The sequence below is a fragment of the Bartonella sp. PS17NMGDW genome (genome assembly GCF_042193555.1).
Lineage (GTDB): Bacteria > Pseudomonadota > Alphaproteobacteria > Rhizobiales > Rhizobiaceae > Bartonella > Bartonella grahamii.
In genome coordinates this window covers 289,110-305,005 of the sequence record NZ_JBHILY010000002.1, presented here as the reverse complement: position 1 = coordinate 305,005, position 15,896 = coordinate 289,110, and the positions used below count along the sequence as shown (strand labels likewise).

The following is a 15,896-nucleotide window of genomic DNA, read 5'->3' as shown; positions in this document are numbered from 1 at the left end:
TCTTAAAGCACAATAATCTAGGTGAACGCGTGTGTGGGTGGAAACATGGCTAGAAAAAAAACACAAGACGATACAGAGCTTACAGAAGCAGAAAAAGAAATACTTCAAGAAATCATCATGACCTACAAAAGTGTAAAAGTGATGTCGCGTTATACGAAATGGATTGTACTCATTATACTCTTATTAGCGCTTGATTTTTCACGTATTATGGATGCGTTTGTAAGTATTTTTACACAAAAAACAAATATCCGACTCTAAACATACTCTGAGACGCGCGAAATTCTTTAGAAAATGGATTCTTAATTTTGCTCGTCTCATAGAGACGATAGAGAATGTCTTCTTCCATTTAAAACAGTGGATTTCAAAGAATTCAAAAAATTATTAGAGAATGTTGGAGGAAAAAGATGAGCTTTGTAACGGTATGTTGGAAAATCCTATTCCCGAACTTTTGTTAACGCTCCCGAACCTTTAAAAAGATTACAAAGAATCAATACGTTATACATAGGAGAAAATTGTATGGCGGAGAGAGAGGGATTCGAACCCTCGATATGGTTTCCCATATACACGCGTTCCAGGCGTGCGCCTTCAACCACTCGGCCACCTCTCCAGAAGTCTCGCACTATACCCAGAAAGAAATAACGTGCAAGCCTAAATTATACATTCAAAGTTCAAAAAACAAATTCATTTATTAAAGTAAGAGCTTATATCTGTTGAATAACAAGCACATCCTTTCTTTTTAAGAAAAAACTTTTTCCGTGGATAGGTTTGTATAATACAATAATGGGAATAAAAAGATTGTCACATCTATCTCATACGGTGTCTATGAATGGTATAAAATCTATTGAATAGCATCATCTTTCCTTAAATAAAAAGTACAAGCCAAGTACCATCACGCTATTTAGCCTCTAATGTTGCAACATCCCTTGCGATTTGAGAGAATGCATAAAAGGCATTTATTCTTTCTTAAAGCGTTTTTATCCACACGCTACTCCTCCCTGTAACGTATAAAAGAATAATGTTTTACAGCACTAACGATCTGATTACTCTGCAAAATGAGCTAGCTCGTTCCCCTTAATGTTCTTTATCACCTTATATCCTTGCTTAGAGCACGTACAGCTCGTGCAGTTTCACATTGTAATGCTTTTTGTGCTAAAATTTTCATATCTTCAAAACTATGAGTCTGCAAACACGCCTTTACTGGAGAAATATCGCAAGATATCATAGAAAGCTCATTAATTCCCAACCCTGTCAAAATCATTGCACCAAAAGGATCTCCAGCCATACCACCACATACACTAACCCAACACTTATGTTGTGAAGCTCCCTGTATAGTCTGATAAATCATACGCAAAACTGCTGGATCAAGGCTATCCGCTTCAGACACAAGGTACGGATTTTGCCGATCAACAGCCATTGTATACTGTGTTAGGTCATTGGTTCCAATTGAGAAAAAATCAACATGGGCGCTCAACACATCTGCCATAATGGCGGCTGCTGGAACTTCGATCATAATACCAAGTTTTAATTTTGGTGCATCAATATCATTGCGGATTTCTTCTGCAATCTTTTTTATAGTGACAATCTCTGAAACAGACATTACCATCGGAAACACAATCCATAGATCTCCGCCTTCTTTTGCTGCTCGATACAAAGCACGTAATTGAGGCACCAAAAGATCACGTCGACGTAACAAAAGCCGCGTCCCTCGAACACCTAAAAAAGGATTGTCTTCTTTAGATAAATGTAAATGCGTAACCTGTTTATCCCCACCAATATCGAGTGCACGAATAATTAATGGCTTATCTCCTACAGCTGTAATCATCGCCCGATATATATTAAATTGTAGCTCTTCATCCGGAATATGAGGATTCTCTAAAAACAAAAATTCCGTGCGCATGAGTCCAATACCTTCAGCCCCCAAATCAAGCGCAACAGGAACCTGATTTGCGTAGTTGACATTAGCCATAATACGGATTCTTTGACCATCTGTCGTTTGCGCTGGTAATCTACACGTACTTATTTCACTGACACGTTTTTGCGCAACAGTATCAATATGCCTTTGAGCATCTTCAACGTCTTCAAGCGTAGGATCAAGGTAAATAAACCCGTTATCGCCATCAATAATAGCCTGAATATCAGACTGAATCGCTAAAATATCATCACCTGCAGCAACAACCATTGGAATACCAAGAGTACGCGCCAAAATAGCTGTATGAGATAATGGACCTCCCCATGCTGTTGCTAATCCTTTTACCCTTGTACAATCAAGTTGTGCTACATCAGAAGGAGAAAGGTCATTTGTAACCAGAATTACACCATGTGGAATATCATTTAAAAAGAATGATCTATAGGATGGATTGATTTCACCTAAAACACGTCGACCAACATCAACTAAATTAACAGCACGTGCTGCTAACAAAGGATTATCTACCTTAAAAAACATATCTGAAAATTGACGAACCGCTCTATCCCAAGACCAAGCGACACCATGACCTTCTGCTATAAAACGACAAGCTTGAGCTATTAAATTTTCATCTTCAAGCAAAACAATTTGCGCAGAAAAAATCGCAGCAGAATCTGCTCCCATACGCACTGTAATATCAGAAATCACAGATGCCATTTTATGTTTTGTTTTTGTAAGAGCATTTTCAAGACATGCTGCACCAGCTGCAAAATCAATTGGCTGGTCTATTATGGAAATATCATTTTGTCTTAAAACAAAAATCTTACCAAATGCTAATCCTGAACTTGCTCCAACACCAGAAATGCCTTTTTGCATAGAGCGTGGATACCAACCATGAAAAGCTTTTGTTTGAGATTCCATTGCTCTCATCAGACATTTTTCACTAATACTCACTTTTTTTGCAATAGCAATGGCATCATTGAGAAGTTGTGCTCCTTCTGCAGCATCTGTAGAAAAAATCAGAACATCACCGTTTTTTGCTCCTAATTGCAATAAACCAACTAAATTTTTCATTTCAACAGCATATTGACCATGGCGAACTCTGATAGAATTTTGAGCCTTTTTCGCAAAATCAACCCAAAGAGAAGCTGGTCGTGCATGAAGACCACTTGGATAATCTAACGTCCATTCCTGACACACCGAAAGGTCACCAATTAAAGCTTTTTCTATCTTCATATCTTGATCAAACAAAGTTGTAACAATTTGCTGTTTGTCCATAGTTGTTGCAAGTACTTCAAGCTGTTTTTTATCAAATAAAAGAGACGTCAATTTTTTACAAATTTCTCTATAACGATCTGGACACGCTGCAATAGCAATAACCAAATGTGCTTTCTTGCCATCCTGCCACTCAACACCAGCAGGAACCTGTATAACAGCAACAGCGTCCTTGATAATTAAATCACGATTTTCAGCCATACCATGAGGAATGGCTATACCATTTCCAAGCCAAGTATTGGTTGTTTCTTCACGTGCGAGCATGCTTGCCAGATAACACTTATCAACCGCACCAACCTGCACAAGCAATTCAGCAGCAGCATAAATTGCATCATTTTTATGATCAAAAGCAGCTGCAAGTTGTACAGATCTTATAGACAAGATTTCACTCTCGGTAAAATCTACATTCACTGCTTCTGCTTTCTCACATCTCATCATGAATTCAAATTGCCTCACATTTGAACACCAATATCTCTGATAAATTCCTTTTCAAAGCTGCATTTCCCAAAATACAATCTATAAATACCACCACAGCTCTCTTTATATTTTAGGAAATGTAGTTAAGTGAGGTGCTTAAATACCTCAATATAACCGATAATACAATTGGATATTATCATCTAGCGAGGTGCTTAAAAGTACAATAAGCAAGTTTGCCTCTTACTCTTCTACTTTACAAAGACAAAACCCCGATTTTTACAGCACCAATCACCTAAAAAACTATGTTTTAAAAACGCTCTCATTATCCCAAGTTATTCAACATAACTTTTCATTATTCTCCCTACAAGAAAGCATCCTTCCCAATCATCTGTAACTTCAGCTAATATTTTAACTGATTCCTCAAAGTTTATTTAACCTATTATTCCTCTTTATAAATTCATTACATAATTATAAATTGCTCCATGCAACTTATCATCTTTAAAATTCCGTACAGCTCATCCTATGATACGAAATCCTTGATATATAACATTTATATATTTTAAGCTACTCCTTTACTTTAATCAATATCGCAAACACACAATGCCCTCCGTCGCACATTTGCAAAGTACGAACATCACCCAAGCACCATCATCAACTACTAAAATCAAGAAAAACTCTACAAATAAGATGAATAAAGTAAAAAATGAAAAGAAGTTATTGCCTTAACCCTAGCTCTTATGCTTGTTTGTTTTCAAATAATGTACAATACAATAATAGTGAAATCAGAAAAAATATTCTTGAAAAGCGCTGATTGCAGATTGGTTATTTTTATATCTTTAAACACCGTCCTCTTTAAAAATATAATTTCACTCTCGATTTACCAAAAACTCCTTAATGCACGTCACTTTCAAAGTAGTTTTGACTGCCATCTTATGGATTTTTTATCCCTATATCCTTTTAAATGAATAGCATCACCTATCCACACCACCACCTAAAAACAGTATGACAACTCATCAATACTACAATGCCAATAAAAAGATCCATCTTTATCAAAATGATTACATAAATAATGCTTTCATTAAATTTCTCATAATTTCCTGAAAACAAACTGCTTCTCTTATAAAGAAATTACTAGACACTTCTTCATGCATAAAAAGAAAGTCTCTCCTCATTATTATTATACAAAAATTTATCAACAAATTCTATCATAATATCAATACGTTCAGTACTAAATACTAACATAACACCGCACAAACTTCTCCCCCCCTCATTGAGAAAAGTCATTTCCCCAATTCTACCTTTTTCGTATATCTTCTATATTTATTATAGTACCAAAGCAAAAAGGGAAAGATGAGATTCTATCTTTCCCTTTTAATACTTATAAAACCACAACTACAATTTAATGGAATCCCGTTGATTGCTAGAGAGTGTTACAGATTACTCTGCTGCCTCCACCATAGGAATGACTGAAACATAGGAACGATCACCCGCTTTGCGTTGAAAAGAAACCTTTCCATTTGATAATGCAAAAAGCGTATGGTCTTTTCCAATGCCGACATTGTTGCCAGGATGCCAACGTGTACCACGCTGGCGAATAATAATATTTCCAGCAATAACGGTCTCACCACCAAATTTTTTAACGCCCAGACGTTTCGATTCTGAATCGCGACCATTACGCGAGGAACCACCAGCTTTTTTATGTGCCATAGACGCTCTCCTTTAATCTTTCTTACTCTTTGATGCTACAGACGCTTTCTTCTGCGACGCAGTCTTTTTTTCAGCCGTTTTTTTAGCCGTCTTCTCAACAGAAGCAGCATCTTTTGTTTCTTTTGGTGCAGTTGCCTCTTCTTTTATCGGCTTTGCAGCTGCTTTTTTAGGTTTTGAACCACCCATTAAAATTTCTAAAACACGAAGCTTCGTAAATTCTTGACGATGACCACGCGTGCGTTTAGAATTTTGACGACGGCGCTTCTTAAATGCGATAACCTTGCGCCCACGTGCCTGTTCTACAATCTCAGCTGTCACCAATGCATCAGCAACGACAGGGGTACCAATAACCGCATTACCTTCTTGCCCAACCATCAATATGTCATTGAATTCAACAACATCACCCGCATTTCCACTAACTTTTTCAACTTTCACCACTTGATTAGCAACAACGCGGTATTGCTTACCACCAGTTTTAATGACTGCGAACATTTTTTATCCTTCCGTTCACTCCAGCTCTTATTTAATTTCTGCCTTGAAATAAGGGAAAATAGGCTGCTTTTTATCAGTCGTAATAGATTTTAAAGAAGGATAAAACCTTCTTCAACACAAATACGCGCAGATTTCTCCACGCTCATGTTCCGTATATATGAAGGAATTTCTATTCTCTGTCAATAAAGTCCCATAAAAAAGAAAAAAAGGTTGTACCAAAAACAATTGAAGGTTATCTACCCCTTATATACTCAAATAGTGCCAATTTTTATTTCACTTTATTATGGAGAGATGGCTGAGTGGTTGAAAGCACCGCACTCGAAATGCGGCATAGGGGCAACTCTATCGGGGGTTCAAATCCCTCTCTCTCCGCCAAAGTTTATAAAGCGATATTATTAAAATGTCTTTAATCGTAGCTTGCCGGTGAATTCTGTATGTTTTTACCTAGTGTAGTTTATCAGCAGGTTTTGTACCAATCCATTTTTCAAAAGGTCTTCAAGACTTTTCAAAGCTCTTTATCGTTTGTGCGAATAAATTCTCATTTTTACAATTTTTTCACTTTTTTGTTTTATTTTACATAAATATAGTTCAGATAATTAAGAGAATGCATAGTAAAATTGCAAAATTATCTCATATTTCTCTCTCATTCTACTTTTGCTTAGTTAGTACAAAAACTACTGTAAAATCATATTTATTTTGCACGTCTTGCTTGAATATGTGCTAGCAACCCTAATGTTGAACTATCACGATTATCCGCTTTACTTTCGCCACGAAGAATTGGTAGTAACTCGTTTGCTAATTCTTTACCAAGTTCAACACCCCATTGATCAAATGAATTAATATTCATTAAAATCCCTTCAACAAAAGTACGATGTTCATAAAGCGCAATAAGACGACCGAGTGCAAAAGGTGTTAATAAATCTTGAACTAGCGTAATGCTGGGACGGTTTCCTTTAAAACTCCTATGAAGTGCTAAATGATCTGCTTCACCCTCATCAACTCCATTTTTTATCAAGATATGCCGAGCATCTTCAATACTACGCCCCTTCATCAATGCTTTTGATTGTGCTAAACCGTTTGCTAGCAACATCTCATACATAGAATGTAAATTTTGCTCATGCCCTTTTATAAATAAAATAAATTCTACAGGAATAATATCTGTTCCTTGATGCAGAAGCTGAAAAAAAGCATGTTGACTATTTGTTCCTGAATCCCCCCAAACAATCGGACCACTTGAAAAACTTAATGGTTTTCCATCCAGCGAGACTTGCTTACCATTTGATTCCATATCAAGCTGTTGTAAATAAGCTGGAAAATGTATTAAACGCTGTGCATAAGGAATGATAGAACGTGATGAATAACCACAAATAACACGATGCCAGAATCCTAAAAGAGCAAAACGAATAGGAATATTTTTATGCAAAGGCATTGTTTTAAAATGTTGGTCCATTTGCAATGCACCATTGAGAAATTGGCGAAAATTTCCACCACCTATTGCAAACATAACAACAAGTCCAATGGCCGACCAAATTGAATAACGTCCTCCCACCCAATTCCAAAATTTAAAAACTCTTGTGGAATCTATGCCAAATTCTGCTACTTTATCAAGCGCACTTGAAACAGCAATAAAATGCGTACCAATGGCTTCTTCTCCTAAATGTGAACAAATCCACTGACGTGCAACTTGAGCATTTACCATTGTTTCAGCCGTTGTAAAAGTTTTAGAAGCAATGACAAACAGCGTTGTTGCTGGATTCAAAATAGAGAGAGTATCAGAAATATGGGCACTGTCAGCATTAGAAACAAAATGACACTGTGGACCATCATGATAAGGTTTTAAAGCATATGTGACCATTGCAGGACCAAGATCAGAACCTCCAATACCAATATTGACAATATCACTTATTCTCTCGCCACTGTTTCCCTTATAGCTGCCATCACGCACCTTTTCAGAAAATCTTTCCATATCTTCAAGGACGTCTTGAATATCGCGAATAAGATTATGACCATCCAACATGAAAATTTCATCCGCAGGTAAACGTAACGCAATATGAAGAACTGAGCGTTTTTCAGTTGTATTAATAGCCTTACCAGAAAACATTGCGTCACGCCGGCCTAACACATCTGCTGCGACAGCTAAATCATCTAGAAGTTGCAATGTTTTAAATGTCACACCACATTTTGAAAAATCGAAAAGAAGATCATCGAGTCTGAGGGAAAAATGGGAAAAACGCTGTTCATCTTCTACAAAATGTCGACGAATATCATAGACCCCATCCTTTGCTGCATGGTTTCTTAAAGCTTTTAATGTGGACTCAAAAGCCTTTTCATTTCGAATCGAAAAGCTATCTCCCATAAGCTTATCCTATACGGTTATTGATAATGAAATCTATGCCCAAACCATAACAAAGCAGAAAGCGTCTCCTTTATTGCTCGCTATTTTCACTGCTCACATGAAAATGAAGGAATATACAAAATAAAAGGATAAGATCCGAAAATGATATTTTTACAAGAATAAACTTTCAAATCTTTTCTATCAGATACATCATTTAACTTGATTGAGTTCTTTTATTAAGCGTAAATCTTCCTCTGCTTTCGGTCTTATAAACCGCCCTAAAAAAAGATAAACAACCGGTGTGACATAAAGCGTAAAAATAGTTGCTAAACCTAAGCCACCAACGATAACCCAACCTAAAGCTATACGAGCCTCTGCGCCAGCACCTTTGGCTAAAACCAAAGGAATACCTCCTAAAATGGCACAAATCATTGTCATACAAACTGGACGAAGTCGAATATTTGCTGCTTCTTCTACGGCTTCACGCACGCTTCTTCCCTGATCTCGTAATTGATCCGCAAATTCAACAATGAGAATACCATTTTTTGCCATAACGCCAATTAACAAAATTAGTCCAATTTGGCTGTAAATATTAAGACTCACACCACTTAATAGCATAGCAATTACAGCACAACCAATCCCTAATGGGACCGTAGCCATGATAATGAATCCTGAAATAAAACTTTCAAACTGAGCAGCCAAAATCAATAAAATAATCAAAAAAGCAATGCCAAAAACAATCATAAAATTGGAAGATGTTTCATTAAGCGTTTCAGCTTCTCCTAAGGGAACCACGTAGATTCCTTTTGATAACAAAGGAGAAGCAATTTTCTGTACAGTTTGATAAGCTTCCCCTAAAGCGATACCTGGAGCAAGATTTGCGCTTAAAATAACAGCGCTCATGCGTTTTTCCCGTTTTAATTGGGGAGCGATAGCTTTTTCATGTAAATGCGCAATAACCGATAAAGGAACATATCGATTGTCTTTAGTCTTTAAGAAAATATTTTCTAAATCACTAGGACTCTTCATAGAATTTTTACGCGATATCAATTTAACATCGTAAGAATGATCATCCACGTTAATGGAACCAATCTTTTTACCATCCAACATTGCTTGTAATGTATCGCCCAAATTGGTGATATCAATCCCTAAATCGGAGGCTTTTTTTCGATTGATTTCAATAAAAAATTGCGGTTGTGTTGCATCAACAGTAAGACGTGGTCGAATAAAACGCGGATCATCTTGTAAAGCACTCACCAGCTTATCAGCAATGGGTTGTAGTGTTGCATAATCGTTGCCAAGAATTGCAAATTGTAATCCTTGCCCAGTTCCTCTCACACCTAGAGAATTTCCCTCCGCAGCAAACACAAAAACTGCGGGAAACTGTCTAACCTTTGCATTAACATCTTTCACAATTTCTTGCTGACTACGTAAACGTTCATCCCAAGATGAAAGCAATAAAAGCAAAAAAGCAGTATTGGGTGAACCACCAATACCCGCAATAGAGTAACTGTTAGCAATCTCCCCTGCATCACGTAATGGCTGTAGACTTGCTTCAATTTGCTCTACCTGTTCGTTCAAATATTGTGTTGAAATACCTTGTGGTCCATTAATAACCAAAAAGATAAAAGCTCTGTCTTCTGCTGGCGTTAATTCCTGTTTCAGCTTCATATAGCCTCCAACACAAAGACCCGCAAAAATAAGTGAAGCAAAAACAACAGACCAAGGCTTTTCTAAACACTTATGCAAACTGTAAGTATATGCCTTATGAAAAAAAGTACCTAATTTATATAAAAAAGTAAAATAATGATGGGACTTTTCCTCTTTCTCCTCAACATGTTCTTTGAGAAAACGTGAAGCCAACATGGGACAAAGCGTTAAAGCAACAATTGAAGAAAGCAAAATAGAAATTGCCAAAACAAAACCAAATTCTCTAAAAAGCCCTCCAACTTGCCCAGGAAGAAAGGAAATAGGAACAAATACAGCCACTAAAGTCAATGTTGTTGCGACAACAGCAAAAAAAACTTCACGTGTTCCTAACACCGCTGCAGCTCTGGAACCTAACCCCATATTGCGCCATCGAACAATATTTTCCAGAACAACAATGGCATCATCCACAACAAGCCCTGTTGCTAAAACAAGTCCTAAAAATGTGAGAATATTCAATGAAAATCCCACAAGATAAATAGCTGCAATGGTACCAATTAAGGCAACAGGAAGAGATAAAGCAGGTATCAGTGTTACACGAATATCTCTGAGAAAAAGAAAAATGACTAAAATAACGCTCAAAATAGCAATGACCAACGCAACCTCAACCTCATGAAGGGCACTTTTAATAAAAATTGCATCATCATTAATAACGTCTATATGTACAGAAGAAGGAACAATACTTTTGAGATTATCAACAACGGCTCTTACACCTTGAGAAATATTAAGCGTGTTGGATTGTGCTTTCCGCACGATACCTAATCCAATACCCGTCTTTCCATTGACACGAAGAATAACCGTTTCTATATCCGGCGATAAAGTAACATGCGCAACATCACCAAGATGCACATGAGGCTTTAAAACAACTTGTTCAAAAGATTCTGGTGTTGTTAGACGAGCAGTGGCACGGACAACTAAAGTTTGCTTAGAATTGCGTAATGATCCTACTGGCACATCCGTTGTCATATCAGCAAGAACACGTGAAATATCTGCTACAGTTAATCCATAACTTGCAAGTTTTGCTTGATCTATATCAATCTGAAAAATCTTTGTGCGAGCACTATCAACCTGTACATCACCAACACCATCAACAGCAGAAATTGCATCAACAATCTGATCATTTACAATCGTTGTTAAATCATCAATACTCATTGTTGGTGACGTCACAACCAAATACATCATAGCAGCAGCATTCGAATCTGCTTTAATGATCAGAGGGGTATCTGCATTTTTTGGTAAAGAATAAGCAATACGAGACAGAGCATCACGAATATCAGATGCCGCTACATTCAAATCAACACCGACATTAAAATTGATTTGCACACGAGAGCGTCCAAAAGAAGATGTTGAAGAAATTGTCTTAACACCTGAAACACGAGAAACCGCATCTTCTATAATTTTTGTTACTTCACGATCAATGGTTTCTGCTGATGCACCAGAAAACATCGTCACAATCGTTGTTACTGGAGTATCAACATCGGGTAATTCTCTTACATCAACATTCAACCATGCTGCAAATCCTGCAATGATGATCATAGCATTTAAAACAAAAGTAAAAACCGGTCTGCGAATAAATAAGGCAATGAGACCACCTTGCTCCACCTTTGACATAGGCTGTTTTGTGCTTAATTCTTGGCTCATTGTATATCCGTTCCATAAACCGCTGATAATTGCTGTTGATGGGACTTTGGGTCATCAATAGTTACTTTACTTCCTGGATAAAGCATTTGCACCCCTTGAATGACAACTTGATCACCCTTTTCTAGGGGAGCTTTCACGAAAACCTGATCCGCTTTATGCTGAATAATTGATACGGGAATAGACTCTACTTTTCCTTCTCTCACACGCCAAACGAATGACCCTTTACTATTCCATTGAACCGCAAGAGGATTAACGACAGGAAAAGAACCACCATGAAATTGCAATACAACAGAAAAGGACATACCAGACATGAGCGTATCTTTTTCATTATTGATTTCAACCTGAGCATGAAGCGTGCGACTTTCTGGATCAACAATATTATCAATCGCATAAATATGGCCAACAAAAGATTTATCTGGCTGCGCAGTTAATGTTGCCGTTACCTCATCTCCTTTATGGATGCGCGACACATATCGTTCAGGGGCCCATATATCGACCAAAATACGTTCTCTATTCTCAATACGGCCTATTACAGTATTAAGGGTCACGTTATTCCCCACATCAACGGGAAAAATACCAACAACTCCAGGAATCGGTGCACGAATTGTTCGCCGATCGAGATCTAATTCAGCATTACGCAAAACTAAATTTGCGTTATCCAACTCTAAACGTGCTGTAATTTCTTGAACTTCCGTTGCTGTATTGCTGGAGCGTAATTTAAGAATGCGCGAAAGCGTTAATGCATTATTATCACGTTGTACTTTTGCTTTTGCAGCCGCTATTTCCTCTTTTTTAGAATCAAGCGTTGCAATCACATCATCGACTTGTACTTTTGTACCAGCAGATACAAAAAGCTTATCAATAACACCTGAGGATAAAGGGGTAAGATCGACTTCTGCAAGAGCTTTTCCACTCCCAAGAACGTTAAGTTGTTCATAAAAATCTTGAACTTTTACAAGATCAACAACAACATTCGCCGGTGGTCTTCCCATTTTTTCCTTTGAAGCTTTATACGATACTCTTGTTTTATCTACCATAGAAATGGGTTGTTCTGCACTCTTTTTTCCAGCCCAATAAGTAACCGTTAAAACGACGATTAAAAATACCAACGGAAAGCTCTTTTTTAATAACGCCATACATCCACCCTTGCTGTGTCATGTTCATCTGAAATAGTTTTCAACAGTAATATCGGCGTTTTACACAAAAACCAAACAGCGGGTGTATATATCTTACCCCCCACCGCAAAAAACACATCTCATCTTTGCTTGACTATCTTTCATAGATTAAAACGTCAAGTTAACTATCGTTCATATTGCTTTGTACGGTCACAACAAAAAATGATTATATCAAAACCAACTGAAACCATAATATATTATATCCTTTTTTAAAATATCTCATAAAAAAGAGAGATTTTTTTTATGACGCCCCAAGTTTCACTTGCATTTCTTTAATGAAACGATTAGGAACCCTTTGTCGTAGATAATGTAAAAAACTGAAATGTATGCACCCGTAGCTCAGCTGGATAGAGCACCAGACTACGAATCTGGGGGTCAGGAGTTCGAATCTCTTCGGGTGCGCCATCTATCAATAGTATCTTCTTATAAATTCAGGCTCTTTAAATTCTTTATTTTGTGATTTATTTTTGCCTATCTTTGTTTTTTGTATTTTGTTACTTTATTCTGTTGTGAGTCGTTTCTTTAGCCATTTTGCTAGAATAGGATGTTATGAGTCCTTCAATTCAGCCTCAAGGTGCTTTTATTAGCTAATAATCATAACGATTGCATAAGCAGCGTGTGTTGTTTTCTTTTTTCGATCTATGCGCTTGTTTTTAGTCTCTTCCGGATTATACTCTTTAATCAGTTAGATAATTTTTTGCGTGCTTATTTCTAATTTTTCCATAACTAGATGTTTCTGGATATTTTATTCTTAGCAATCCCATCTTAATAGGGACTTCAGATGTGCCGCCATAAAACACTTATGGTATCCATTAATATCATTAGACATTTTGTTGCAAACCAAAGCTTCTTTTCGAGATATTTTTAATTGAATTAAACATATTTTTACTGCTTAAAAGCAAAGAAACTCTTTTTCCTAAAAAACAATGAAACTCTTCTCGTGCTTCTTTAGCATTATCTCTTGCATAGCATGTCATCGACTTCTATGATATCCTAACACTTTCTGTTCTCTATGAATTCTTCTAATTAATCCATGGGGTACAGATCTCGAACATTAATAAAAGATAAGTTTAAAGAATTTTTCCATGCCTAAAACAGATATTGAAATTGCTCGCACTGCTAAAAAGCAGCATATTATTGAAATTGCACAAAAAATTGGTATCTCACATGAAAATCTCATTCCCTATGGCCATGATAAAGCTAAAATTTCTTCTGAATACATAAAATCGCTTGATAAAAATCCAGATGGTAAACTTATCCTCGTCACAGCTATCAACCCCACACCTGCCGGAGAAGGCAAAACAACAACAACAGTTGGACTAAGTGATGCTCTTAATCTTATTGGTAAAAAAACAATAGCTACCTTGAGAGAACCGTCTTTAGGTCCCTGTTTTGGTGTAAAAGGTGGTGCTGCTGGTGGTGGTTATGCGCAAGTCGTTCCAATGGATGACCTTAATTTACATTTTACCGGTGATTTTCATGCTATTACAGCTGCTCATAATCTTCTTGCCGCAATGATAGATAATCATCTTTATTGGGGAAATACTCTAAACATTGATCCACGTCGCATTGTTTGGAAACGCGTTCTTGATATGAATGACCGCGCATTGCGCGATATTGTTATTTCATTGGGGGGCATAACAAATGGTTTTCCACGCCAAACAGGTTTTGATATTACTGTTGCGTCAGAAATTATGGCACTTCTTTGTCTCTCTGAAAATTTAGAAAACCTTACACAAAGACTCAAAAAAATTATTGTTGCTTATCGTTATGATAAAACGCCCATCACCGTTTCTGATCTCAATGCAGAAGGTGCAATGGCAGTTCTTCTCAAGGATGCTATACAACCCAATCTCGTACAGACAATTGAAAATAACCCTGTTCTCGTTCATGGAGGACCTTTTGCCAACATTGCTCATGGTTGCAATTCAGTTATAGCAACAAAAACTGCTTTAAAACTTGCTGATTATGTTGTCACAGAAGCAGGGTTTGGAGCAGATCTTGGAGCAGAAAAGTTCTTCAATATCAAATGTAGGCAAGCAGGTATTGTACCAAATGCTACAGTGATCGTCGCAACTATTCGTGCATTAAAAATGAATGGTGGTGTAGATAAAAATAACCTGACAGAAGAAAATATCACCGCTTTAGAAAAAGGAACAGCTAATCTTTTACGACATATAAAGAATATGGAGCACTACGGTATTCCTTGTGTTGTGGCTATCAATCATTTTGACAGCGATAGCGATGCTGAAATAAAAACATTACAAAAAATAGTTGCAACAACTGGACACAAAGCTATTATCTGTAAGCATTGGGAACAAGGTGGAAAAGGCGCTATAGAACTTGCACAAGAACTCGTTACCTTGATTGAAGAAAAAGATTCTCATTTTAAAGTTTTATATCGAGATAATATTCCACTCGTTCAAAAAATTAATTGTATTATAACAAAGCTATACGGTGGGCGTGGCGCCATCATCCCAGCCCCTATTCTCAAACAACTTGAATCTTGGGAAAAAGAAGGTTTTGGTGCCTACCCTATTTGTATGGCAAAAACACCTTATTCTTTTTCTTCTGATCCCAAGCAATATGGTGCTCCTGTTGATTTTGAAATTCCCGTACGTGAAGTTCGTCTCTCCGCAGGAGCCGGCTTTATTGTTGTCATTTGTGGAGATGTTATGACCATGCCGGGACTACCCCATTATCCCACGGCTGAAAAAATTCATCTTGACGAAAATGATCAAATACAAGGACTTTCATAAATTTATAACCGTAAAATTTTATCATTCATTATAAAAAGTGTTTTATTGCAAAAAGAATAGAATTTTAAAAAGCGATATAGACAAATGTCTTATTTATATGATATAGGTGCTTGTCCTTTTGGATATGCCTTTAAAAGGACGTAGGTTTTTCCTATCATTTATGACACTGAAAAAAGCAGGATAGATAGTGCAAGTACTCGTTCGTGATAATAATGTTGACCAAGCGCTCCGTGCGTTGAAAAAAAAGATGCAGCGTGAAGGTATCTTCCGTGAAATGAAAATGCGTAGTTATTATGAGAAGCCATCTGAGAGGCGTGCTCGTGAAAAAGCTGAAGCTATTCGTCGTACACGTAAGCTTGCTCGTAAGCGTGCGCAAAGAGAAGGTTTTGTTAGTAACGGACGGACTGTTGCGGTAAAGTAATATACTTTATATAATTGCATAAGCAGTAGATAATAAGCTTCCAGAAAATTTTATCTTCGTAGAT

Annotated in this window: 9 protein-coding genes and 3 tRNA genes; 5 read left to right on the top strand and 7 right to left on the bottom strand. The window is 37.0% G+C overall.

Annotation, left to right across the window (positions count from 1 at the left end):
* Positions 1-45: 45 nt before the first annotated feature.
* Entirely contained in the window at positions 46-258 is a 213-nt protein-coding gene (locus ACFIJK_RS02625) for a hypothetical protein (RefSeq protein WP_375626283.1), read from the top strand.
* Between the two features lie 259 nt (positions 259-517).
* On the opposite strand, the gene ACFIJK_RS02620 is transcribed toward ACFIJK_RS02625, so the two are convergent.
* The 4 genes from ACFIJK_RS02620 to rplU form a co-directional block, all read right to left on the bottom strand.
* Positions 518-607 (bottom strand) — tRNA-Ser (locus ACFIJK_RS02620).
* Between the two features lie 477 nt (positions 608-1,084).
* The gene (gene ptsP, locus ACFIJK_RS02615; RefSeq protein WP_375626281.1) at positions 1,085-3,616 is read right to left on the bottom strand and encodes a phosphoenolpyruvate--protein phosphotransferase; all 2,532 of its coding nucleotides are present in this window, start codon (positions 3,614-3,616) and stop codon (positions 1,085-1,087) included.
* Positions 3,617-5,032: 1,416 nt separating this feature from the next.
* Positions 5,033-5,302, bottom strand: a complete 270-nt coding sequence (rpmA, locus tag ACFIJK_RS02610) for a 50S ribosomal protein L27 (protein WP_273787451.1) — start codon at positions 5,300-5,302, stop codon at positions 5,033-5,035.
* A 12-nt stretch (positions 5,303-5,314) separates the two neighbouring features.
* A complete protein-coding gene (rplU, locus tag ACFIJK_RS02605; RefSeq protein WP_273787452.1) occupies positions 5,315-5,794 on the bottom strand; it encodes a 50S ribosomal protein L21 in 480 nt (159 codons plus the stop codon).
* A gap of 285 nt (positions 5,795-6,079) precedes the next feature.
* On the opposite strand from rplU, the gene ACFIJK_RS02600 reads away from it, so the two are divergent.
* Positions 6,080-6,169, top strand: a tRNA-Ser gene (locus ACFIJK_RS02600).
* Positions 6,170-6,485: 316 nt separating this feature from the next.
* Here ACFIJK_RS02600 and pgi read toward each other — a convergent pair.
* The 3 genes from pgi to ACFIJK_RS02585 form a co-directional block, all read right to left on the bottom strand.
* Positions 6,486-8,150 carry a glucose-6-phosphate isomerase gene (gene pgi, locus ACFIJK_RS02595; RefSeq protein WP_375626278.1) on the bottom strand — a complete coding sequence of 555 codons (1,665 nt, stop codon included), beginning with the start codon at positions 8,148-8,150 and terminating at the stop codon, positions 6,486-6,488.
* Between the two features lie 189 nt (positions 8,151-8,339).
* Positions 8,340-11,477, bottom strand: a complete 3,138-nt coding sequence (locus tag ACFIJK_RS02590; RefSeq protein WP_375626276.1) for an efflux RND transporter permease subunit — start codon at positions 11,475-11,477, stop codon at positions 8,340-8,342.
* The gene (locus tag ACFIJK_RS02585; protein WP_375626274.1) at positions 11,474-12,613 is read right to left on the bottom strand and encodes an efflux RND transporter periplasmic adaptor subunit; all 1,140 of its coding nucleotides are present in this window, start codon (positions 12,611-12,613) and stop codon (positions 11,474-11,476) included. Before ACFIJK_RS02585 ends, ACFIJK_RS02590 begins: the two co-directional genes overlap by 4 nt.
* 367 nt (positions 12,614-12,980) lie before the next feature.
* Between ACFIJK_RS02585 and ACFIJK_RS02580 the strand changes: the two genes are divergently transcribed.
* The 3 genes from ACFIJK_RS02580 to rpsU all read left to right on the top strand — a co-directional run bounded on the left by ACFIJK_RS02580 (position 12,981) and on the right by rpsU (position 15,832).
* Positions 12,981-13,057 (top strand) — tRNA-Arg (locus tag ACFIJK_RS02580).
* A gap of 680 nt (positions 13,058-13,737) precedes the next feature.
* On the top strand, positions 13,738-15,411 hold the full coding sequence (locus tag ACFIJK_RS02575) for a formate--tetrahydrofolate ligase (protein ID WP_375626272.1): 1,674 nt from the start codon (positions 13,738-13,740) through the stop codon (positions 15,409-15,411).
* Between the two features lie 187 nt (positions 15,412-15,598).
* Positions 15,599-15,832, top strand: a complete 234-nt coding sequence (rpsU, locus tag ACFIJK_RS02570) for a 30S ribosomal protein S21 (protein ID WP_273717519.1) — start codon at positions 15,599-15,601, stop codon at positions 15,830-15,832.
* Positions 15,833-15,896: the final 64 nt, after the last annotated feature.